A 23,657-nucleotide genomic window follows, 5' to 3' on the forward strand; every position below is an offset into this window, starting at 1 on the left:
AAGCCCTTCTAACAGAAGGGCTTTATTTTTTTAGAAGGACACGATATCCTCTTCTATTGCTTTTGATGCATTATATTTCTTATTAGCTTGGACTACAATTGATAGTGAGGTTTAACAAAGGAGAGAAATCTCAAACAGACAAAGCAATGGCTACAAAAAAATCTTTTCCGACTTCTGATGAATACGATGCTTTTTTCGAAAATTACATACAGTCTGTGCAGACGGATGATTTGCTAGATGGCTTGTCGGCAAATTTGGTAACTGTAACTAACCTGATGTTGGAGTTGGAGGAGGAACAGTTGCTACACAGGTATGCACCAGGTAAATGGAGCATAAAGGAGTTGCTGGTGCACATGATGGATACAGAGCGTATTTTTGCTTATCGTGCGCTGCGATTTGCCAGGCAAGACAAAACCGAATTGCCTGGTTTTGATGAAAATGCCTATGTAGCTCCCTCAAAAGCTGATGCACGAACTATAACTGGTATCTTAACGGAATACGAAGCGGTGAGGCACGCTACAATAGAGTTATTCAAGAATTTTGATGAAGAGGCCTTAAACCAAAAAGGAACGGCTAGCGGAAAGCAGGTGTCGGTAAGAGCCTTAGGTTATAGTATACTGGGGCACGAAATTCATCACCTAAACATCATCAAGAATCGGTATTTAGTTTCATAGCGTTTTCTTCGCTGGCTCAACCTATTTATAAAGTATAAGTGCTATATTTAACTTATCTGTAAGATCAGTTCATTAAAGGAATGAGTTGGCCATCATTTAAATCATTAAGAAGAATGGGATTTTTTGATAAGCTGTTTGGGAAATCGCAAATCCAGCATGAAGATAACTTAAAAAGTAATGAACCAGAACATGCTGTCATTGTCAGATTTGATTATGGTATTGAAGGGCTTGAACCACTTCACGCCTTAGAAGATAAGCTTGAAGAGGTATTAGAAGAAAAGGGGGTAGGAGAATATGACGGTCATGAAATTGCAGTGGACTACAGCGACGGATTTCTCTATATGTATGGTCCAAATGCGGAAATTCTTTTTAAAGCAGTAAATCCGGTTCTAGCTGAAACTGAATTTATGAAAGGAGCAAAAGCAAAGTTAAGGTTTGGTCCGCCAGAGGACGGAGTTAAAGAAGTTGAAGTAGAAATATAATAAAATCGTTGGCCAACAAAGCATAAAAGCCACACTTCGGATACGCCTCGTTCGCCTTCTATACAGACCGAAGTGCATGTCAGGGAGGTTCTTAGCGACATATTTAAGAAGCTATAGTTAGTTCTTGTCCTGCTTCCTGAACTTGTGTTTTTAAATATGCATTTCACCCGTAGAAATATAGGCTTACTGTTGGCACCGCTGCTGGCGCTGCTCGTGTGGTGGCTGGCTGCTGGCTTAGCTTTTGAGGCTCGGACAGTAGCTGCTATCATGGCTTTTTGTCTCGTCTTCTGGATGACGGAAGTTATTCCGCTGTCCATGACGGCTTTTTTAGGGGTACTGTTGGCAGTGATGTTAGGTATAGCCGAGATCAACACAGCATTTCAGAACCTGGGCCACCCTATTATTCTGCTGTTTATAGGTAGCTTTCTGCTGGCTCGCTCCATGACGCGCCATGGCCTCGACAAGCGTATTGCACTTTACATTCTGTCCCGAAAATATTTCCAGAAGAGCCTTTTCAGGTTGTTTTTCGGCTTCTCGTTTATATCGTTTGCCCTGTCTATGTGGGTTAGCAATTCTGTAACGGTGGCTATGCTGCTGCCCCTGATGCTGGGTGTAACAGAACTGGTACATCAGCCAGACAGTAAAACAAAAAGCCCTGCTGTTTACTTTCTGCTAGGTATTGCTTATAGTGCATCCATAGGCGGCATCGGCACTATTATCGGTTCTCCGCCTAACCTGATTGGGGTGAATTATCTGGCGGAGCAAGGCATACGCATCGATTTTCTGCAGTGGATGCTCCTGGCTCTTCCGATTGCTGTGGTTATGTATATTTTCCTGTTGCTGTACATGCGCTTTTTCCTGCGTAAATCAGATTTCAACAAGGCAGCTGTGCTTGCTTACGTTGCCCAAGAGTATCGCCAAGGCAAGAAGGTTTCTAAAGGCGAGCTTGTAACAATGGGTGTTTTCTTATTAGCTGTGGTATTATGGTTGGCGCCTGGTGTTTTTAACCTGCTGGGGCTACAGACTGCCTACTCGTTTATGACCACCTATTTTGCCGAGAGCACAGTAGCGGTGTTAGCTGCTTTGCTTTTGTTCTTGATTCCTCCAGGAAATGAGAATGACGGCAGGGGTACACTTACTGCCGAAGACCTGGTGAAGATAGACTGGGATACAATTCTCTTGTTTGGAGGCGGGATGGCCTTGGGGCAACTGGTTGTTACCTCTGGCCTTGCCGACGTGATTGGACTTGCCATTACAAGTGTTATCGATCCAGGGGCTCAGCTTTTACTCGTGTTTGTACTGGTGTTGCTGGTACTTTTCTTAACAGAAGTCAGTTCTAATACCGCTATCGCCATTACGTTTGTGCCTATTGTGATCGGTGTGTTGCACGGGCTAAACCTGCCTTTGCTGCATCCTGTGTTAGGAGTAGTAATAGCCTGTAGCCTTGCCTTTATGTTGCCTGTAGCCACTCCACCGAATGCCATTGTTTATGGCAGTAAACAAATACCTATAGGTAGTATGGTGCGTACAGGCCTGGTGCTAAATTTAGTTGGAGCCGCTGTTATTACAGTTTTTATTGCGCTTTACATGTCGTTTTAGCCAGTGTGAAGTATATCTTTAACACACATCATATTTAGAATTTGGAGCATGCAAAATCGCAGAAATTATAGAATAGTAGTAACCATTGTCTGCTTGGTGCTGGCGGGAGTTAATGCTTATAAAGTTTACCAGGGAGGAGATTACAGATGGGTAGATATCTTTTTAGTTGTCGTTTTCCTAACCTTCGGAATAGTTTATTTAATTGCTTTACGAAAAGAAGATAATTCTTAATTTGAGCCAACTAATAGGCCTTCATTCCGCATTGCTTCTGCTGTGTAGAACATTAGCAGGGCATACAGTTTTAATAAGGAATCACTATAAAAAAACCTGAAAGTCGATTATCTTAGAAGATAAAGAAGACTTTCAGGTTTTCAACTTTTAGCCAAAGGTATCATACTATACGGCTACGGCTTTGATAGGGTTGGGAAATTCGTTAGTTAAGCGAAAAATATTTTTTTGCTGCATACCAGTCAGCTTTTGTTGGTTCATAAATGAGCGCTCTGAACCCTTTTTCTCCTGAATTTACCGTTTTATAAGTAGCCACATCCTTCCAGATAAGGTCACCTGGTTTTACATGTATCTTTTCAGTTTTGCCATTGTGAGTGGTTACCAACAACGTACCTGCTGTTACGGCATAAGCACGGTGCTCTGGGTGCATGTGCACATCTGTGAATTCTCCTGGCTTTAACTCAATTTCTAATAAACGCATCGTGCCAGTGTCTAGCAACTCAGAGAAGTTTTTGGCTTTAGCTGAACTGTTAGTGTCTGTAAAAGAGGGACTGTGTTTGCCACCAAGTGATGAGGTTGTAAATGCAAGTGCAAAAACGAGTGTTAAAACGGAAGTTGATACATTTTTCATAGTAGTATTTTTTAAGAATCTGGATATAAGGTTGTGTTACTATTTACCGACTTTTTATCGGTCTCTTTGCTTAATAGATGCCAGATGAGGGTAAACAGTTGCTTACAGATTTGTTAAAAATCTGTTAAAAGAGGGTAAATCAAACTAGTAAAGCTTTTATGTGGATGAACCAAGTTAGGAGATAGACCAAGAAGTACTACATAGGGTCTACGTCGGCCACTATCCTGGAGCCTTTAAAATCGGGGAGGAGGTTGAGCTGGAAAATAGCCTGCGCAATCTGCTGCTTGGCCGCACGCAAATTTGTGTTTTCACGTGGAAGTTTGATGTGGATCTCGTTCAGGAACATGTTCCGTATCTTGAAAATATACGGCACCTCTGGCCCCAGCACATGCTGCCTGCCCAGGCGGTCTGTTAAATCCTTTGCCAGCACAATGGCCGCATTCTCTGAAATATCCTGCTCCGCGTGCTTTACCGTCAGTTTAATCAAGCGCATAAAGGGCGGGTAACCAAAGCGCATACGTTCCTCAATCTCGTGTTCGTACAAAGATTGGTAATCGTTGCTGTGCACTTTGCGGAAAATGGGCTGCAGTGAGTCGCGGGTCTGAATAAGCACCGTACCAGGCTTGCCTTTCCGGCCAGCCCGACCGCTCACCTGCACAAACAGCTGGTACGCCCGCTCATGTGCCCTAAAATCGGGGAAATTGATGATGGTATCGGCGTTCAGAATCCCCACCAGGCTCACGTTCTCAAAATCCAGGCCTTTGGTTACCATCTGCGTGCCGATGAGTACATTAGTTTTGCCGCTCTCGAAGTCTGCGATAATCTGCTGATAGCTGTTTTTCTTTTTAGTAGTATCTAAGTCCATGCGCTGTATCTCAGCGTGTGGCAGCATTAGTTTCAGTTCATCTTCCACTTTCTCGGTGCCAAAGCCCATGCTTTTTAGGGTAGTGGCGCCGCAGGCAGGGCAGTCGTGGGGCATGCGCTCATGGTAGCCGCAGTAGTGGCAGCGCAACTCGTTGTTGTACTTATGGTAGGAGAGGCTTACCGCACAATGCCTGCATTTCGGAATCCAGGAGCACTCGTCGCAGCTGATGAACGGAGCATAGCCACGCCGATTCTGGAAAAGAATCACCTGCTCCTTACGCTGCAGTTTTTCCTCGATGGCACTTATCAGCTTGCCAGAGAAATGGCTGTGCATGTTCTTACGGTGCTGCTCATCCCGCACATTAATCAGCTCGATATCGGGTAGCTGCGCCTCTCCAAAGCGTTTGCTCATGGTTACCAGGCCCCAGCGGCCTGTCTGGCAGTTATAGTAACTTTCTATAGAGGGCGTAGCAGAGCCTAGCAGTGTTTTGGCTCCCTGGTACTGTGCCATCATCAGGGCAGTTTCGCGGGCGTTATACCTGGGGGCAGGGTCGTACTGCTTGTAACTTGCCTCGTGCTCCTCATCCACCACGATAAGAGACAGACTATGGAAAGGCAGAAAAATAGCCGAGCGCACGCCCACCACCACCTGGAAACGACCCGACACGACGCCCTGCCACACTTCAGCCCGCTCGTTGTCGGAGAATTTGGAGTGATAGATGCCCAGCTTATCGCCGAAGACTTTGATGAGGCGCGTTACGATTTGGGCTGTAAGTGCAATTTCAGGTAGCAAGTATAGTACCTGGCCACCACCTTCCAGAGCATGTTTTATCAGGTCGATGTATACTTCTGTTTTACCGCTACCTGTTACGCCATGCAGCAATACCGTATCCTTTTCCTTGAACAGCCCCAGAATTTCGTCCTTCGCCTGTTCCTGGTGTTCCGAGAGCGCCTTTGGCATCAGCTTGGGCGAGTGGTCTATCGGGAAACGGGAAATAATCTGGTCGAACTGCTGCAGTACGCCTTTTTTTATCAGCGAATCGATGGAAGAGGCGGAGATGTGCGGGTTCTTTGAGAGGGCACTTTTCTCCAGACCAATGTAGTTCAGGTTTACATCCTGGTGCACAGGCACCTGCTGCAGGTAGTTTAGTAATACATCAAGTTGCTTGGGTTTAGGTGCAAGCTGTGAAAACAGTTCCTCCAACATGCCCTCTTCCTGCACAAAATGCTCCGACAGGCGTACTTTCTTTACCACTTTAGGCGAATATTTGTCGCTTACCTGTTCAAATATGATAATCGCCTCCTTCTGAATCAGCGATTTGATGAACTTATGGTAGCTCTTGAGCTGTAGAAGGTTGCCTACCTCGGTAAAAGTAAGGGCCTTATTCTGCTGCAGAGCGAACAGAATTTTTTCTTCCTGCGGGGCTAGCGGAATCTCGTCCTCTTCGGGATTAAAGTGTGGGTGCAGTTGTATGCGCGATTCGCTGCTCAGCTTTAAGGCCGAAGGCAGTGCCGCATTTATTACTTCCCCAATAGTGCACATGTAGTAGTCGGCTATCCACTTAAACAGCTTTAACTGAGGCGTTGTAACTATAGGCTTGTCATCCAGCACATCCAGAATATACTTCGCCTGGTAATCTGCTGGGGCATTCTCATGAATATCGGCTACAATACAACTTAATACCCTTTTTGCTCCGAACTGCACAATTACACGCACCCCCACCGATACATCGTCGTTCATTTCGAACGGAATGCGGTAAGTGTAAAGCTTAGGAAGCGGGAGGGGCAGTATTACATCGGCAAACAATGTAACACGATCTACCGCTGGCTCAGGGGGGTAATTAAAGTTTAAGAGTTCAGACAAGGGTGCTTTGTATTATACTTTTACAAAGGTCGTAAAAAAAATGCGGAATGTTAACGGCTGAGTTTCCTGCCTCTGTTATGTAAGAAGACAAGTTTTCAGTCGTATCAGTTCTTTTGTGAAACAATGAATGCATCTACTTACCTGACCCGCTACAGGAAACCGTGTTTTTGCTGTACAGTTTCATCCTTTGGCTAAAGGTGTGGTGCAGAAAAGTAACTTATCAAGTTTGCTGTTCGTCGTAAGAGCTTAAGTTTTACCCAAACTAGAACTGAATGAGAATACTCTATACTTTTCTTTTAACCTTTTTCTTAAGCTTTGGAAGTATAGTTGTAGGCTATGCACAAATAGTTCAGAACAAGAACTTTTCCTTTGGCTCGTACGGCAGGGTAGGAGTAGGTTTTTCGCCTGCTATACCAGGGCACACGGGTGTGCCGCTGAACCTGCGCGGGCAAGGCCCCATAGGCGGCAGACTGGAGGAGCAGGATTATATGGAGTTGGTGGGAGCTTATCACTTCAAACCTGTTACGAACGACATCGACACTACATTCATAAATGCGCAGGTGCTTCTTTCTGTTTTCTCTACGGGTGGTCCTTTTATCGGGAACGTGACAAGCCAATCGGCGCAAGGGCTGGTATTTCGTATACCTGAATTCTTTGTGGAGGCGCAACGCATTATGGGCAGTAAGTGGTCAGCCTGGGTTGGAGCCAGATACGACCGTTCCGACGATGTGCACATCATCGACTATTATTACTTTGACGACCATTCTTCGCAAGGCTTTGGTATTATTAGGGAAAATACTTCTGTGTCATTTATATTTCCTGCAGTAAGAGACTCCACAGCGCATTATCCTCCCTACACTTTTATTACTTCTGTTAACGGTGTCCCTACCCAGTCGCTGCGGCAGCGGTTTATAGGCATCTTTGAGCATAGCTTCGATTTAGGAGACGGCAAGGCACTAAGCTTGCTAGCCGAGTGGCATCGGTTAGCGAATGCCAGGGGCGACTCCCTACGCTACTCAGCTGATGGAGGATGGGTGGCAGGAGTGAAGTATAATACTCCATTGGCTACTGCCAGAGAGGGCTCCTTTAACCAATTATCAGTGCGCTTTGGACGGGGAATAGCCAACGGGGGAGACGGTGGCTCTACCAGAACCTGGCTAACCTATGGCGCTCCAGACGAAGAAACGCAGGAATACAACGGTGCTTATTCTGTGTCGGTGGTGGAGCATTTCCTGCTAAACTTGTCAGACCGTTTCAGCCTGAACGGATATAGCTTACTTCTGAAAAGCAAAGGTGCCGCAGATACAGACCATAAAGCACCAGACTTTTTGGGTCGAGAGATTTTTAACCGAAAAACCGACTTTGCCATTGGCTTCCGCAGCTTTTGGTATCTAAAAGATTGGTTTCACTTGCTGAACGAGGCGCACTACACTATAAGAAAAGACGGGGAGCAACCCAAGGCTACTATGGTGAAGTTTTCTGTGGCACCTACCATTGTACCAACTGCCCAGCGCAGCCCTTGGGCCAGGCCGCATCTAAGGTTCGTAGTTTCTCTGGCGCGCTACAACAAATTTGCTCGTGAAAACTTGTACTCACCCTACCTGCAGCGGGCAGGGCATCAAAAATGGGGGCTTTATGGCGGTGTAAAAGCGGAATGGTGGATTTATTAGAAATAAAGTTGGTGCTTATCCAGGTGTTTTCTTTCAAAGACAAAATATTCAGACATTGATACTTTCGTGCAGGCATGAGTTGAGTTTGTACAGGTTAGGAGGTAGTCCCAGTGTCTAAAATTCTGAAAGTATCATCAAGCTTATCCTCTCTGTAGCGACCGTACTGGCGAAAGCGGTGAATCTTATCTGCAGAATTGGAGTACAAACATTGATATCCACAGGACGGAGTATAGATGTGATGGATAATGTTTTATACCTAAGGAGCAGATAGAATGAATTTAGCTGGAAATACAGTATTAATAACAGGAGGCGCCACAGGCATTGGTTTCGCTCTGGCCGAAAGGTTTCTGAATGCAGGAAGCGAAGTGATTATTTGTGGTAGGAGGGAAGAGAAGCTGCAGGAAGCGAAACAAAAGTATCCCGCCCTGCACACCCGCGTGTGTGACGTGGCAGATGAAGCGGACCGTGTAGCCTTGTTTGAGTGGGCAATCCAGGAGTTTCCTAAGTTGAATGTGCTGATTAACAATGCTGGCATCCAGCGCAGGGGTAGTTTTTTAGAGGATCAGGAGCCTTGGGCACAGCGTAGGCAGGAAATTGCCATCAACGTGGAAGCGCCTATTCATTTGTCAGCCCTTTTTATCCCGCATCTGCAGCAGCAGGAAACTGCCGCAATCATGAATGTATCGTCGAGTCTGGCCTTTACTCCTGGTACTTTTGCCTTGGTTTATAGTGCTACTAAAGCGGCTATTCACTCCTTCTCAATGACCTTGCGTTATGAACTGGCCACTACAAGTATTAAGGTAATCGAAATAGTGCCACCAGCTGTAGATACAGACTTAGGTGGTGCTGGTATCCATACCATGGGAGTGCCTGTAGATGAGTTCGCAGACAGTATTATGCAACGCATAGAAGCAGGTGAGGTTGAAGTAGGCTATGGCCGATCTGAAAAAGCCAGGCTGGCATCCAGAGATGACATAAACGAAATGGTGCGGGTTATGAGTACGCTGTAAGCTAAAATGTTCTTTTGAAGGGAAGAGCTATTTAACTCTGTTTAAACTGGCGTGGGAATTTTTTCCGTGCCTAATCACAATGTCGAGCCCGTGAAGTCACAAACTCCACTTTATCAAAGTCTCAAATCTGGAGATTCGTGCCAGCGTGTACGTGTATAGCATAATGGCCCTGTTCCTTATCAGAGAGACAGGGCCACTTTAAGCTTTTTAACTGCCTACAAAGCAGGAAACTTTGGTTCCTGCTGGTTCCGCTTGCCCCGTAGCTGTGTTAAAGCTTCCGCAGTTGTGTGTACAGGCAGTTGGCAGGTTTTGTTAAAGCAGACGTAAATAGTTGTTTTGCCACCGATGGCTGTTCTGTCTTGGAGCAAGGGCAGGTTGCTTCTGGTAGCCGTGCCTACCAGCAGCATGTTAGGTAAATAATATGAGCTGAAATCTTTACGCATGTCAGCTGCTTTTTCTCCTACTATAGCCACTTCTGCAGTTGGGGTAAGCTTATGAAAATATAGCGCTGCCCAATTGCTCAGGAACGAAGGTTCTTTAATTACCAGATCTTTTACTTTACTCAGCATATTATCCGAAAGTTGCTGGTAGCGCTCCTCATCGAAGTAGAGGCCAAGGAAGTGCAGGTTGGTAGCCATTACAGAGTTAGAGCTCGGAATGACATTATCCATGATTTCCTTTTTGCGGGCAATCAGCTTTTGGGAGCTGTTATCTGTAAAGAAGAACATGCCTTCCTGTTCATCAAAGAAATGAGTAAGGGTATAGTCTGTTAGTTGCTTTGCCTCTTGTAGCCATTGCTCGTCAAAAGTTACCTCATAAAGGCGGGTGAGGGCGCGGATGAGGAGTGCGTAATCGTCCAGGAAACCATCTATCGTAGCTTTTCCTTCTTTATAATTATGATACAGCTTTTCTTCCTGCTTTAAACGCTGCAGTATGAAGTTGGCATTACGCTGGGCAAGTTGCAGAAAACGTTCTTCACCGAAAGAGTAGTAGGCATCGGCAAGGCCTTTCAGCATAAGCGCGTTCCAGGAACAGAGGATTTTATCGTCTAAACCAGGCCTGATGCGTTGTTCACGCACCTGCATAATTTTCTTTTTCCAACCTTTTATCATTTCCTGCAGCACCTCCAGCTCCAGTTTGTTTTCCTGTGCAAACTTTTCATCGGAGATGCGGCGGTGCAGAATATTGCGGCCATGCTCAAAGTTCCCAGCGGCGGTAGCGTGATAGTATTTAGAGAAAAGCGGTTCCTCATCTCCCAGAATTGCCTGTAGCTCTTCTTTGGTAAACGTGTAGAACTTACCTTCTTCGCCCTCACTGTCTGCATCTAAAGAGGAGTAGAAGCCTTGCTCATTGCTCATTAATTCACGTGAAACAAAGTCTATCGTTTCGTATACCACCTCTTTGTACAGCGGATCTTTTGTTACTTGGTAAGCTGCTGAATACAAGCTTACCAATTGTCCGTTGTCGTACAGCATTTTCTCGAAGTGCGGCACCAACCAATCGGCATCCACAGAATAACGTGCGAAGCCGCCGCCAACCTGGTCGTAAATGCCGCCATAGGCCATTTCGCGTAGCGTCAGGTTTACCTGGTTCAAAGTGCTTTGGTCGCTGGTGTGGCTGTGGTAGCGCAACAGGAACAGGTAGTCAGTTGGCATCGGAAATTTAGGAGCCTGACCTATGCCACCTTTTTCTTTATCAAATTTAATGCTGAGGTTGTAGCCCATCAGCCTGAAATCCTCTTCCCGCACATGAAAGTTGCTTTGCTTCAGGCCATACTTCTCTAATTCGCTACGGTTCAGGTGCTGCGCAAACTGCTCCGCCGACTGGTCTAACTCTCTTCTGCTTTTTTTATAGGCATCGGCAATATTTACCAGTAGGTTCACCCAGTCCTGCGGTGGAAAATACGTGCCCCCGTAAAACGGCTTCGCATCTGGGTTCAGGAAAACATTGAGTGGCCAACCTCCTTGCACCCCCATCGCCTGCAGCGCATCCATGTATACCGCATCCACGTCAGGTCTTTCCTCACGGTCAACCTTAATGCATACGAAGTGCTTGTTCATTACCTCGGCAATTTTCTCAAGCTCAAACGACTGATGCTCCATTACGTGGCACCAATGGCAGGCGGCATAGCCGATACTTACCAGTATGGGCTTATCTTCTGTTTTAGCCTTCTGCAGCGCCTCCTCGCCCCATGGGTACCAGTCAACAGGGTTGTAAGCATGCTGCAGCAGGTAAGGACTTGTTTCGTTTATCAGTCGGTTGGTTTTTCTATTTTCAGTCATAGTTTAGGGATTAGATACTGGACATTAGATACTAGGTTTTTACTTTAGGTTGAAGACTTCTATTGTGAATAAAGCAGGTAATCTTGTGTAAAATGGTTATTCAGGAAGTCTAGAATCTAACATCTAGTATTTGATGTCTAATTTTCTACGGGCAAGTTAGGTAAAAGTATAGGAAGGGGTGATTGCCGTAAAATGAGCTGCCAGGGTAGAGTTATAGAATCTGGGATTTTAATTGGGCTTCCTCAGTGGTTGTATCGACGTTATATTTTTGCTGCAGTTGCTGCAGTTGCTTTATTGTGCTTTTCAGAAAAGTTTGATGTGCTTCGGAGGCTGGGTGGAAGGCTTTGTGTGCCAGTGCCCGCTGCATCTTTTCCCATTCCTGTAGAAAGGTGCCAAACTCTTTACTGAAGTAAGCGGAGGTAAACTTTTGCCAGATATAATCCTCTGCTTCCTCTGACGGGTGTATCATATCGCGTTTGTAGAAACGATAATCGCGGAGGTCGTCGAGCATGATTTCGTAGGCAGGGAAGTATAGCACATTTTCATACTTCGTTGTCAACTGGTGGCACGCCACCCGAAGTATAGATTTACTAACCGTGTTGGTTTCAATCGTTTCCTTCAGGTGCCGCACAGGGCTGACCGTCAGTAGCACTTTAACCTTAGGGTTGAAGGCCTGCAGCAGTTTATACATACTATCTAAGGCCGTAGTTATTTCTTCCGTAGATAATAAAAGGCGTATAAAGTTTTTAGCAGGAAGCTTATGGCAGTTGGCAACTACTTCGCCTGTGCCAGCAAGTTTATAACCTACAGCTGTGCCAAGGGTAATAATAAGGAGATCAGCCTTCCGAAGTGCTTCCTGCGTTTGTTGCAGGCGCTCATTGATAGTTTGCAGGAGTTTATCTTTGGAAGGGGAGGAGAGGGAAGAGTGTAGGTCGTAAGCATACCAGATGCCGTTGTTTTGCACCAAGTGCTCTTCAAAATTATACTGTTTGCCTGTAGCGGCTTCTATAAGTAAAGCTGCTGACAAAGGGTTGAAAATAGTGCCGAACGGATTTACCAGAGTTTGTAACTTGTTTTGCTTCAGCTTAGAGCCGATTACATCTGCAAAACAAGAACCTAGCGTTACTACTTTAGACTGTAACGATAAGGCTAAACCTGAGGGGGCAACATGAACTTCTGTTCTGAACATTTTTCAAACTATAAGTTATAAGACCAGAACTCTTTTACCGATACACGTAGCGCGTATCAATAGTCCGACTTCTTGTACATTAGACTTGCAAATCTATACTTTTTCATCCTGTAGCTACACAGCCAAAAACAAAAGCGCCCTGCTGTTGGGCAGGGCGCTTTGTATGGTTGGTTATAAACTGAATTACTCAGCTACAACATTGAAACGTACTTGGTGTTTCACTTCTTTGTGCAGGTTAAGCGTAGCAGTATATTCGCCAGCTGTTTTCACATCCTGGTCAAAAGAAATACGCTTACGATCTACATCAAAACCTTTTGCTTTAAGAGCATCAGATAATTGAAGTGTAGTAACAGAACCGAAAATTTTGCCAGTTTCACCCACTTTAGCAGGAAGCTCTACTACTAAGTCACCGATGTTGTTAGCCAACTCCTGTGCTTCGTTTTTGATGCTTTCAGCTTTGTGTGCAGCCTGACGAACATTCTCAGCTACTACTTTTTTGTTTGTGGCGTTAGCGATAACTGCTAATCCTTGTGGGATCAGGTAGTTACGGCCATAACCTGGCTTTACAGTAACAGTATCGTTTTTGTAGCCTAGGCCCTTAACGTCATCTTTAAGTATAATCTCCATGGTCTGCCCTCCTTATTTTAAAGAATCTGTTACATAAGGTAAAATGGCAAGGTGTCTTGCTCTGGCAACCGCCTGAGACACTTTGCGCTGGAACTTAAGGCTAGTACCAGTAAGCCTTCTAGGAAGAATCTTTCCTTGCTCGTTCACGAACTTAAGCAGGAAGTTGCCATCTTTATAATCGATATACTTGATACCGCTTTTCTTAAAACGGCAGTATTTCTGACGGTTTTCTTGTTTGTGTACTCTTTCGTTAACTAGGCTCATTATCCTTTAACCTCCTCTTTTTTAGCTTGTGATTTAAATTCGCCATTTCTTCTACGTGCGTTGTAAGCAACAGCGTGCTTATCAAGAGCAGTAGTTAAGAAACGAACTACTTTTTCGTCACGGCGATAAGCCAGCTCAAGCTGATCTACGACAGTAGTAGGGGCAGCGAACTCAACCAGGTGATAAAAACCAGTTGATTTCTTCTGGATTGGGTAAGCCAGTTTACGAAGCCCCCAGTTCTCTTCGTGAATAATGTCGGCGCCATTTTCCTTAAGCACCTGTCTGAACTTCTCGACCGTTTCTTGCATCTGCGCCTCGTTCAAGAGAGGAGTCAGAATGAAGACAGTTTCATAATTTTTCAATTCCATTCGGTTCGAATTTATTTTTAAGGGTGCAAAGTTAAATCATTATTTTCTCTGAAACAAGCAGTTGCCTTATATACTATAGGTGTTTTATCCGATTTTTTTAGAAAATAAAGCTGTACTTATGTCATTAGTTACCTTTATTATATATAGGCAACTAAATTTTATGGCAGATGCTTCTGGTGAATCTATTCAAAAGAGTATCTTCATGTTAATAATGGTGTAAGTGCATAATGGAAATGTACAAATAGAGGATTGCCTCTTTTGTTATGCAAAAAAGAACGCATTGTACTTTTTTAAAGTGCAAGCTACAGACATAGAAGCATTGTTATTTATAATTGTTCTAAATAAAACCTGTCATACGTAAAAATAAAGGGGTTTTTGTGTTGCACGGGGTACAAAAGAGCTTAAGACTAGACAAGGGGGGAAAAATAAACTTCTTCTGTTTGATTAATGAAATTCGCATAGTAGATTTGTGGCCGTAAGAAATTCACCATATACATAAACACACACAAGTGAGCTTGGCTATGATTAGCTGTATAACTAAAATTAAACACAAAGATTTCTTGGCCTTCTTGTTTGCCTTACTACTGTCTTTTAGTGCATTTGCACAAGGAGCCAGTGAGACAGCAGAAGTAGCTACCAGAGGAGTAGAGCCAGGTGCAACTGAAGGAGCTAGCGCCGATGGTGCAGCCGCTGATCCCGCTGTGCTTGATGCAGGTGAAGCCCTTTTCAAAAACAACTGTGCGTCATGCCACTCGGCAGGAAGCGATGTAGTAGTAGGGCCTGGTTTGCAGGGCGTAACGCAGCGTAGAAGCACTTCATGGCTACAGAGCTGGATTAAAAACTCTCAGGCGTTGATCCAGAGCGGAGATGCGCAGGCGGTGGCAATCTACAATGAGTACGACAAGCAGGCGATGCCTTCTTTCGCTGCTTTCTCTGATGATGAGGTGAACTCTATCCTTGCTTTTATTGAGTCTGGTCAGGGTGTAGCGCAGGCTCCTGCTGCTGGCCCTCCGGGTGCTGAGGCAGGTGAAAACGTTGGTACAAATGCTATTGGTGCTGTAGGAGGTTATCTGGACATCGTGCTAGTGGTGTTGATAATCGTGCTTATTGTATTGGTGGTAGTGCTATTGCTAATCAGTTCATTGCTTAAGAACTACCTTAACAAGAACAATCAGCTGGATGAGTATGACAACGAGATTGTAAACCAGCGTTTTGATCTTTCTAAGGTTTACAAGTCTAAGGCTGTTCGCACACTGGTTGTATTGATCTTTGTTGTGGTACTGATTGATTTGTCGATAGATAAAGTAATGGGAATCGGTATTCAGCAAGGCTACCAGCCAACGCAGCCAATTGCTTTCTCTCACAGACTTCATGCTGGAGAGCACCAGATTAACTGTAACTACTGCCACACAACAGTATATAAGAGCAAGAGTGCTAGTATTCCTTCTGCAAACATCTGTATGAACTGCCATAGCCAGATTCAGAAGGAATCTCCAGAGATTCAGAAAATTTACAGAGCAATAGAGCGTAACGAGCCTATTCAGTGGGTGCGTATCCATAACTTGCCTGACTTGGCATACTTTAACCACTCTCAGCACACGCAGGTTGGTAACATAGAATGTCAGACTTGCCACGGCCCAATCCAGGAAATGGATGTGGTTTACCAGTATTCTCCACTTACTATGGGCTGGTGTATCGACTGTCACCGTGAGACGCCTCTTAACACAGAGGGTAATGAATATTACGACAATCTGGTGAAATTGCATGAAGCTTCTTCTAAAGGTGCCTTTACAGTAGCTTCAAATGGTGGTACAGAGTGTTCTAAGTGTCACTATTAATAATTAACAATTAAGTATTCGAGTTTTCTAGATATAATATGCAAGACAGAATAAAATACTGGAAAGGAATCGAGGAGTTAGAAAACACTCCAGAGTTTCAAAAGCATGCTCATAACGAGTTTCCAGAATTCCTGCCAATAAATGACACAACCAAGGAAGGTGCCGCTGGTGTAAACAACAAGCGTAGAGACTTCTTAAAGCTGTTGGGCTTTAGTGTAGCTGCTGTATCGCTGGCTTCTTGCGAGGCGCCTGTAAGAAAAGCAATCCCTTATCTTAACAAACCAGTTGATGTTGAGCCAGGTGTTGCTAACTGGTATGCAACAACTTTTTACTCACACGGCGACTACAATAGTATTTTAGTGAAGACACGTGAGGGACGTCCGATCAAGATCGAGCCGAACCCTATGTCTAACTTAACGCCAATGGGTACAAGCCCAAGAGCACAGGCTTCTGTGCTTGGTGTTTATGATAACAACAGGCTTCGTGCTCCATACATCGGAGGCAAAGAGTCTGATTGGGAAACAGTAGATAGAGAAATTGTCTCTCGCCTGAACAGCGTAAATGGCAAGGTAGCTTTTGTTTCATCTACTATCATTAGCCCATCTACTAAGAAATTAATCAATGAGTTCGGAAGCCGCTTTGGTAATTTCGAGCACGTGGTGTACGATCCAAGCTCTTCGTCAGCACTTTTAGCGGCTAACGGTGGTGTTGTACCAGGTTACGATTTCAGCAAAGCAAATATCATAGTTGGTGTTAACGCAGACTTCTTAGGAACTTGGATTGCGCCAACGCCTTTTGCGAAGCAATACATACAGACAAGAAAAGTCTCTTCTGATAAGCCAGAAATGTCTCGCCACTACCAGTTCGAGACAAGGCTTTCGTTAACAGGTGCTAACGCCGATGTGCGTGTGCCAATTAAACCTTCTGAGGAAGCTGCATTTGTAGCTGCTCTATATGCAGCAATATCTGGTGGTTCTGCAACCTTGCCGGCTAGCATTGACAAGAAAAATTTTGATGCAGCGGTTAAAGATTTACGTGCTAACAGAGGTAAAGCACTAGTAGTTTCTGGTTCTAATGATACTGCTGTACAAACTCTTATCACGGCTATCAACCAAGCATTAGGTGCCGAAGGTACTACTATCGATACAGCTTCTCCGTTCCTTGTGAAGCAAGGTAACGATGCGCAGATGCTAAGACTGATAGAGGAAATGAATGCTGGATCAGTAGGTGCCATATTCTTTTATGATGCCAACCCAGCTTACGATCACCCGCTAGCAGAAAGAGTAGTTGCAGGCTTGAAAAAAGTAGGTCTGAAAATTTCCTTCTCAGAGAGATTGGACGAAACAGCTGCTTTAGTTGATTTCGTGACACCAGATAACAATTACCTAGAGTCTTGGAATGATTTTGAAGCTAAAAAAGGATATTTAAGCTTAGCACAACCTGTGCTGAATCCAATATTTACTACGCGCCAGGCGCAGGATAGCATGTTGCTATGGAGTGGAAGCAATACCAGCTTCTACGAGTATATCCGTAACAACTGGAGAGAAATTGCTACAGGAGACTTCAATGAGTTCTGGGAGCAAACAGTGCACGATGGTGTATTGAACGGAAGGACTTTGTCCACTGGGAACACTACAGCGGCAAATTCATTAACAGCTGCTTCAGCGGCTAGCGCTATTTCATCAAGAAGAGCAGCAGCCACTACTGGTGATGCAGTGGAGGCCGTTATTTATGAGAAAGTTCAGATAGGACCTGGTACGGCTGGAGCTGCCAACAACCCATGGCTACAAGAAATGGGAGACCCTATTTCTAAAGCAACTTGGGGCAACTATGTGGCTATGCCACGTAAAATGGCTGAGGAAAGAGAAATAGTGCAGGGTGATATGATAAAGGTCACTTTTGCGAACAACAAGTCTATTGAACTTCCTGCTTTGGTACAGCCTGGACAAGCACAAGGTACTGTATCTATCGCAATGGGCTATGGCCATGAATTGGAATCGATGCCTGTGGCACAGGGTTTGGGAGCTAACGCTTTCCCTATTGTGTCTGTAGTAGATAACAATTTGCTTTACAGCAATACAGTTACTCTAACAAAAACAGATGCTACTAATCCAATTGCTCAGTTGCAGACGCACCATACTATTATGGACCGTCTGGTTGTGCAGGAAAATACGTTAGCTAAGTATAAAGAAAATCCGAAAGACGTAACAGAATATATACGCATTGCCACACATGATGGCCCTGCCAAACCTGCTACCATCTCTCTTTGGGATGATTATGAATACAAAGACCACCACTGGGGTATGGTTATCGACCTTAACTCTTGTATTGGTTGCGGTGCTTGTACAGTTAGCTGCCATATCGAAAACAACGTTCCTGTTGTTGGTAAAGCAGAAGTTCTGAACCGCCGTGATATGCACTGGCTGCGTATTGATAGATACTACAGCGCAGTAGAGCACGAGGAGAAGGATTACGAAACAATGGAAGATCCTGCGGAAAACCCTTCTGTTATCTTCCAGCCAATGCTTTGCCAGCACTGTAACCACGCTCCATGTGAGACAGTTTGTCCTGTGGCTGCTACGATGCACAGTTCAGAAGGTATCAACCAAATGGCTTATAACCGTTGTGTTGGTACTCGTTACTGCGCAAACAACTGCCCATATAAAGTACGTCGTTTCAACTGGTTTGCTTACTTCGAGAACGATAAGTTCGCGAATGTAAACTACATGATGAACAGCGACTTGGGTAGAATGGTGTTAAACCCTGATGTGACTGTACGTGCAAGAGGTGTAATGGAGAAGTGTAGCTTCTGTGTACAGCGTGTGCAGTTAGGTAAACTAGAGGCAAAACGCGAGAAAAGAAGACCGAAAGATGGTGAAATCGTAACAGCCTGTGCGCAGTCATGCCCTACAGATGCTATCATCTTCGGAGACATGCTGGATCCAGAAAGCCGTATTTCTCAAGTATTGGTTAAAGAGCAGGGTGAGCGTGCGTTCCATGTGTTAGAGGAAATCAACACACAGCCGAACGTTACTTACCTTACAAAAATTAGAAACTTAGCTTAATATAAATTTCGATAGCGTTATGCAGCATGTATCTCCGATAAGAGAGCCTCTTGTAACGGGGGGGAAAACATACCACGACATCACTGAAGATGTCTGCAGACAGGTGGAGGCGAAGCCAAACGCACGTTGGGCTGCTGGCCTAGCTGTAGCTTTGGTAGGTCTAGCTATTTTTGTTTACTCGGTATATAGAACCCTCTGGTTTGGTATAGGTGAGTGGGGCTTAAATAGAACTGTAGGTTGGGCATGGGATATCACCAACTTCGTGTGGTGGGTAGGTATTGGTCACGCCGGTACACTTATCTCCGCAATCCTCTTGTTGTTCCGCCAGAAGTGGAGAACCTCTATTAACCGTGCCGCTGAGGCGATGACAATTTTCGCGGTAATTTGTGCGGCCATGTTCCCAGTTCTGCACATGGGCCGTCCGTGGTTAGCTTATTGGGTATTCCCATTGCCAAACACGTTTGGTTCGCTTTGGGTTAACTTCAACTCACCGCTTCTTTGGGACGTGTTTGCGATCTCAACTTACTTCTCAGTATCGCTTGTATTCTGGTATATCGGTCTTATTCCTGACTTTGCTACCATCCGTGACCGTGCTACTGGCCCAATTGCAAGAAGAGCTTATGCTTTCCTTTCATTCGGCTGGACTGGTTCTGCTAAAGCATGGTCAAGATACGAAACTGTATCCCTGATTTTGGCTGGTCTTGCAACGCCACTGGTACTTTCGGTACACACCATTGTATCCATGGACTTTGCAACGTCTGTTATTCCAGGGTGGCATACAACAATATTCCCTCCATACTTCGTGGCGGGTGCGATCTTCTCTGGTTTCGCCATGGTACTTACTCTGATGATTATCACCAGAAAGCTTTTCAAGCTAGAAGATTACATCACGCTGGAGCACGTAGAATCAATGAACAAGGTAATTATCCTGACAGGTTCTATCGTGGGTGTGGCCTATACAACAGAATTCTTCATTGCTTGGTACTCACAGGTAGAGTATGAGCAATATGCCTTTATCAACCGTGCATTCGGACCTTACTGGTGGGCATATTGGTCTATGATGACATGTAACGTAATTACTCCTCAGCTATTCTGGTTCAGAGGTATCAGAAGAAGTCTGACAGCCACGTTCATCATCTCTATCTTCGTGAATATCGGTATGTGGTTCGAGCGTTTCGTGATTATCGTAACCTCTCTACACAGAGATTACTTGCCGTCATCATGGGCTATGTTCTCTCCAACTATCATCGATATAGGCATCTATGTAGGTACTATCGGTTTGTTCTTCACGCTGTTCTTGCTTTTCTGTAAGTTCTTCCCTGTAGTAAACATGGCCGAAGTAAAAGCTATTCTGAAATCGTCTTCTGGTGTAGCTAATACGAACACGATGCATAGTACTGACAAAGGTTTAAATACTAATACACATCACAGCAATGAATAAGAAATTTGTTCTAGGTATCTACGATGACGAGGATGTGCTGCTACATGCCATCGAAAATATAAGAGCGGCAGGTACTAACATACACGATGTATTCTCGCCATATCCTATACATGGTATCGATGATGTATTAGGAATCAAAAGATCAAGACTTCCGATTGTAGCCTTCTTCTGTGGCCTTTTCGGAACATCGTTCGCACTTTGGATGCAGATCTGGATGTTAGGATTTGACTGGCCAATGATTATAGGTGGTAAGCCTCATATTGCACTGCCTTCTTTTATTCCAGTAACTTTTGAGCTTACTGTACTTTGTGCGGCCTTTGGTATGGTGATAACATTCTTTATCGTAACAAGGTTGAAGCCGTCTCTGAAAGTAAACGTTTTTGATAAACGCTCCACTGATGATAAATTCGTGATGGCGATCGAGGTGAATGAAGGAGTAACAGATATGAATGCTCTGAATAACCTGCTACGTTCGAATGGTGCCATCGAAGTAAATGAGAAGGAGGTAATAAGATAATGAAAAGATTTTCAAAAATAGGGCTTAACGCCACTGCCATACTCTTCTCTGCTGCAGCACTAGTAGCTTGTAGCGATGAGCAAAGCCCAGGTACGGAGTATGCCCCTGATATGTATAGGTCTATTCCATTGGACCCTTATTCACAGATTGATGAGCAGCAGTTCAACCCAGGAGGGATGAACATGAGACAACCAGCTCCTGGATCTGTGGCTCGCGGTAAACAAGGCTATAACCTTTATCTTTCAGAAAACACTGCGGAATCGGCTGGAGCTGAGATTTCAAATCCATTGCCTTACGATGGAGTAAACTTAGCTGAAGGTAAAGTACTATATTCAAGATTTTGTGCTCCTTGCCATGGTGAGCAAGGTGATGGCCAAGGTTTAGTTGGTCAAAAATTTAAAGGTGTACCATCATTTACAGCTGGTAGAGTTGCAGAATTACCTGCAGGACATATATACCATGTCATTACAGAAGGTAGAGGACGAATGATGCCTTATGGCTCACAAGTGAATCCTACTGAAAGGTGGAAAATCGTGATGTATGTGCAGCAGCTTCAAAAAGGAGAAACTGGTACTGAAGTAGCAGCTGATTCTGAAATCGAAAGCGAAGCAGGCGGAGAAACTATCACTGATAATCCAGTAACTGGAACCTCTGGTCAAAACTAAGTCTAAGGCATAATATAAAAGTATAATGACAGAAGAAAGACTCATCATTGACAGGAAAACGAATAATAAGTTTTTCATGATGATAGCTATAGGTGTAGTTTTACTTATAGTAGGTATCTTATTTATGGCCTTAGGTGGTGGAGGTGAGCATCACGCTGAGGGAGGCCATGGTGAAGGTGCCGCAGCTGGGCACGAAGTTGCTTCCTGGTCTAAGCGCCTCTGGGTGAACCTGTGGTTTAACAACGTATACTTTACTGGTATTTCCCTTGTAGGGGTATTCTTTGTTGCCGTTCAGTATGTTGCTTATGCAGGTTGGTCAGTATTGATCAAGCGTATTCCTGAAGCATTAGGATACTACCTGCCAATAGGTGGTATCATTATGATACTAGTATTTGTTTTTGGTCAGCACGATATTTTCCATTGGACGCATGAGACTCTGTATGATGTGAATCATCCAGATTATGATCCTATCATTGCTGGTAAGTCAGGTTACTTGAATTTCTGGTTCTTCCTGATCAGGATGATAATTTACTTCGCATTGTGGATTTTCTTCTTTAACTGGTTAAGAAAGAATTCTATCAACGAAGACTTACAAGGTGGAACATCTCATTACCACCAGAGCATCAGAATTTCTGCCATGTTTCTGGTAGTTTTTGGTATAACATCTTCTACTTCTGCTTGGGACTGGGTATTATCCATCGATACACACTGGTTCTCTACCATGTTTGGCTGGTATGTGTTTGCAAGCTGGTGGGTATCTGGCCTTGCTGCTACAACATTAGCTGTTATTATCCTGAAGCAGAATGGTTACCTAAAAATGGTTAACGCAAACCACCTACACGATTTAGGTAAGTTTGTTTTTGCCTTCTCAATCTTCTGGACATACGTGTGGTTCTCTCAGTTTATGCTTTACTGGTATGCTAACATTCCTGAAGAAGTAATCTATTTTAATGAAAGACTTGGTGGTAACGGTGGCCATTACAAATGGATCTTTTTTACTAATCTAATAATAAACTTTGCTTTCCCTTTCCTTGTTCTAATGACAAGAGATGCTAAGCGTCAGATGATCATGCTGAAAATTGTCACTATCGCCATTCTGATAGGCCACTGGTTAGACTTCTATATGATGATGATGCCAGGCACATTACGTGGAGATGCTGGAATCGGATTAATTGAAATTGGTACTACAATTACTTTCTTAGGAATATTTTTGTTAGCGTTCACAAAAGGTTTAACAAAAGCTTCCTTGGTACCAGTAAACCATCCGTTCCTAGAGGAGAGTGTTCATCATCATGTTTAGCCGTTATACTAAAAACCTTATATAATGATTACGTTCGCAATAGGTTTATCCATAGTTCTTTTACTAGTCATTCTCTTCCTCCTTTTTAGGATAGGGACACTAGCCTCTATATTTAGAGGGTCTTCTAAGCGTGCCATTGGTACGAGTAGTACAAGTAACAAAGTAAACGGCACGCTTTTACTGCTGTTCCTTATATTAGGTGGTGCTGCATTTGCATGGTCTTTTGCCGATGCATGGGATACCATGATATTACCCTTAGCTTCTGTTCATGGCGATTGGACGGACAGCCTTTTCTGGACTACCATGATCGTGATTGGTATTGTATTCGTGATCACGCAAATTCTTCTGTTTGTTTATGCTTATAAATACAAGCATGACGACAACAAGAGAGCCTATTACTACTCGCACAACAACAAGTTAGAGATAGTATGGACATTAATTCCTGCTGTTGTTATGGCTTTGTTGGTGTTTGCAGGATGGAAAACGTGGTCTAAAATCACAAGTGCTGCTCCTCAGAATGCTGAAGTAGTTGAGATTATGGGTAAGCAGTTTAACTGGTTAGTTCGTTACCCAGGTGCTGATGGTAAATTAGGTGTTGCTCGTCATACATTGATTGATGCTACAAACGATTTTGGTGTTGATTTCAGCGACAGAAACTCTCTAGATGATATCATTAACCCACTTCAAATTCACGTACCTAAAGGAAAACCAGTTTTGTTGAAGATACGCTCAAGAGACGTAATTCACAGTGTATTCCTTCCGCACTTCCGTGTTAAAATGGATGCTGTACCGGGTATGCCTACTAAGTTCTGGTTTGTTCCTACAAAAACTACTGCAGAAATGCGTAGCGAAACAGGAAACCCTGACTTTAACTATGAATTGGCTTGTACAGAAATATGCGGTAGAGGTCACTTTGCCATGCGTTATGTACTTGTTGTAGACGAGCCTGAAGAGTATGAGGCGTGGATACAAAGCCAAGTACCATTTGCAGAACAAAACCCAGACATCCTGGCAAAATTCCCGACTGGCACTGGTAATTCACTAGTTGCTGAAAAGAGTGCAGAGGAAGTTAAATAAGA

20 protein-coding genes are annotated in these 23,657 nt (G+C 44.2%); 13 read left to right on the top strand and 7 right to left on the bottom strand.

The window, feature by feature from the left end:
- Window positions 1-146: 146 nt before the first annotated feature.
- The 4 genes from LN893_RS04500 to LN893_RS04515 all read left to right on the top strand — a co-directional run bounded on the left by LN893_RS04500 (window position 147) and on the right by LN893_RS04515 (window position 2,986).
- Window positions 147-674, top strand: a complete 528-nt coding sequence (locus LN893_RS04500; RefSeq protein ID WP_229968605.1) for a DinB family protein — start codon at window positions 147-149, stop codon at window positions 672-674.
- Window positions 675-754: 80 nt separating this feature from the next.
- Window positions 755-1,156, top strand: coding sequence for a hypothetical protein (locus tag LN893_RS04505; protein WP_229968606.1), 402 nt, complete (start codon window positions 755-757; stop codon window positions 1,154-1,156).
- A gap of 156 nt (window positions 1,157-1,312) precedes the next feature.
- A complete protein-coding gene (locus LN893_RS04510) occupies window positions 1,313-2,755 on the top strand; it encodes an SLC13 family permease (RefSeq protein ID WP_229968607.1) in 1,443 nt (480 codons plus the stop codon).
- A gap of 48 nt (window positions 2,756-2,803) precedes the next feature.
- Window positions 2,804-2,986, top strand: coding sequence for a hypothetical protein (locus LN893_RS04515; protein ID WP_229968608.1), 183 nt, complete (start codon window positions 2,804-2,806; stop codon window positions 2,984-2,986).
- Window positions 2,987-3,188: 202 nt separating this feature from the next.
- Here the strand turns inward: LN893_RS04515 and LN893_RS04520 are convergent, their stop codons facing one another.
- Window positions 3,189-3,614, bottom strand: a complete 426-nt coding sequence (locus LN893_RS04520) for a cupin domain-containing protein (protein ID WP_229968609.1) — start codon at window positions 3,612-3,614, stop codon at window positions 3,189-3,191.
- A 196-nt stretch (window positions 3,615-3,810) separates the two neighbouring features.
- Window positions 3,811-6,342, bottom strand: coding sequence for a replication restart helicase PriA (gene priA / locus LN893_RS04525; RefSeq protein WP_229968610.1), 2,532 nt, complete (start codon window positions 6,340-6,342; stop codon window positions 3,811-3,813).
- A 272-nt stretch (window positions 6,343-6,614) separates the two neighbouring features.
- Between priA and LN893_RS04530 the strand changes: the two genes are divergently transcribed.
- On the top strand, window positions 6,615-8,012 hold the full coding sequence (locus LN893_RS04530) for a carbohydrate porin (RefSeq protein WP_229968611.1): 1,398 nt from the start codon (window positions 6,615-6,617) through the stop codon (window positions 8,010-8,012).
- Window positions 8,013-8,284: 272 nt separating this feature from the next.
- The gene (locus LN893_RS04535) at window positions 8,285-9,022 is read left to right on the top strand and encodes an SDR family oxidoreductase (protein WP_229968612.1); all 738 of its coding nucleotides are present in this window, start codon (window positions 8,285-8,287) and stop codon (window positions 9,020-9,022) included.
- A gap of 215 nt (window positions 9,023-9,237) precedes the next feature.
- On the opposite strand, the gene LN893_RS04540 is transcribed toward LN893_RS04535, so the two are convergent.
- From LN893_RS04540 to rpsF, 5 genes are all read right to left on the bottom strand, one after another.
- Window positions 9,238-11,304, bottom strand: coding sequence for a thioredoxin domain-containing protein (locus LN893_RS04540; protein ID WP_229968613.1), 2,067 nt, complete (start codon window positions 11,302-11,304; stop codon window positions 9,238-9,240).
- 211 nt (window positions 11,305-11,515) lie between these two features.
- On the bottom strand, window positions 11,516-12,493 hold the full coding sequence (locus LN893_RS04545; RefSeq protein WP_229968614.1) for a GSCFA domain-containing protein: 978 nt from the start codon (window positions 12,491-12,493) through the stop codon (window positions 11,516-11,518).
- 183 nt (window positions 12,494-12,676) lie between these two features.
- Window positions 12,677-13,120, bottom strand: coding sequence for a 50S ribosomal protein L9 (rplI, locus tag LN893_RS04550; RefSeq protein WP_229968615.1), 444 nt, complete (start codon window positions 13,118-13,120; stop codon window positions 12,677-12,679).
- Between the two features lie 12 nt (window positions 13,121-13,132).
- Complete coding sequence (rpsR, locus tag LN893_RS04555; protein WP_007652662.1) at window positions 13,133-13,384, bottom strand: 30S ribosomal protein S18; 252 nt, start codon at window positions 13,382-13,384, stop codon at window positions 13,133-13,135.
- Window positions 13,384-13,752 (bottom strand): 30S ribosomal protein S6, encoded by a 369-nt coding sequence (rpsF, locus tag LN893_RS04560; RefSeq protein WP_229968616.1) that lies wholly within the window; start codon window positions 13,750-13,752, stop codon window positions 13,384-13,386. Before rpsF ends, rpsR begins: the two co-directional genes overlap by 1 nt.
- A 560-nt stretch (window positions 13,753-14,312) precedes the next feature.
- Here rpsF and LN893_RS04565 point away from each other — a divergent pair.
- From LN893_RS04565 to LN893_RS04595, 7 genes are read left to right on the top strand one after another with little or no spacing between them, the layout of a single operon-like run.
- Window positions 14,313-15,590, top strand: a complete 1,278-nt coding sequence (locus LN893_RS04565) for a c-type cytochrome (protein WP_229968617.1) — start codon at window positions 14,313-14,315, stop codon at window positions 15,588-15,590.
- 38 nt (window positions 15,591-15,628) lie between these two features.
- Window positions 15,629-18,655, top strand: a complete 3,027-nt coding sequence (locus LN893_RS04570; RefSeq protein ID WP_229968618.1) for a TAT-variant-translocated molybdopterin oxidoreductase — start codon at window positions 15,629-15,631, stop codon at window positions 18,653-18,655.
- Window positions 18,656-18,674: 19 nt separating this feature from the next.
- A complete protein-coding gene (gene nrfD / locus LN893_RS04575; protein WP_229968619.1) occupies window positions 18,675-20,096 on the top strand; it encodes an NrfD/PsrC family molybdoenzyme membrane anchor subunit in 1,422 nt (473 codons plus the stop codon).
- Complete coding sequence (locus LN893_RS04580; protein WP_229968620.1) at window positions 20,089-20,613, top strand: DUF3341 domain-containing protein; 525 nt, start codon at window positions 20,089-20,091, stop codon at window positions 20,611-20,613. The genes nrfD and LN893_RS04580 overlap by 8 nt, the downstream gene beginning before the upstream one ends.
- The gene (locus tag LN893_RS04585; protein ID WP_229968621.1) at window positions 20,613-21,278 is read left to right on the top strand and encodes a c-type cytochrome; all 666 of its coding nucleotides are present in this window, start codon (window positions 20,613-20,615) and stop codon (window positions 21,276-21,278) included. Before LN893_RS04580 ends, LN893_RS04585 begins: the two co-directional genes overlap by 1 nt.
- Window positions 21,279-21,303: 25 nt before the next feature.
- Window positions 21,304-22,578, top strand: a complete 1,275-nt coding sequence (locus LN893_RS04590; RefSeq protein ID WP_229968622.1) for a quinol:cytochrome C oxidoreductase — start codon at window positions 21,304-21,306, stop codon at window positions 22,576-22,578.
- Between the two features lie 24 nt (window positions 22,579-22,602).
- The gene (locus LN893_RS04595; RefSeq protein ID WP_229968623.1) at window positions 22,603-23,655 is read left to right on the top strand and encodes a cytochrome c oxidase subunit II; all 1,053 of its coding nucleotides are present in this window, start codon (window positions 22,603-22,605) and stop codon (window positions 23,653-23,655) included.
- Window positions 23,656-23,657: the final 2 nt, after the last annotated feature.

This window comes from Pontibacter harenae, from assembly GCF_020907245.1.
Taxonomy (GTDB): domain Bacteria; phylum Bacteroidota; class Bacteroidia; order Cytophagales; family Hymenobacteraceae; genus Pontibacter; species Pontibacter harenae.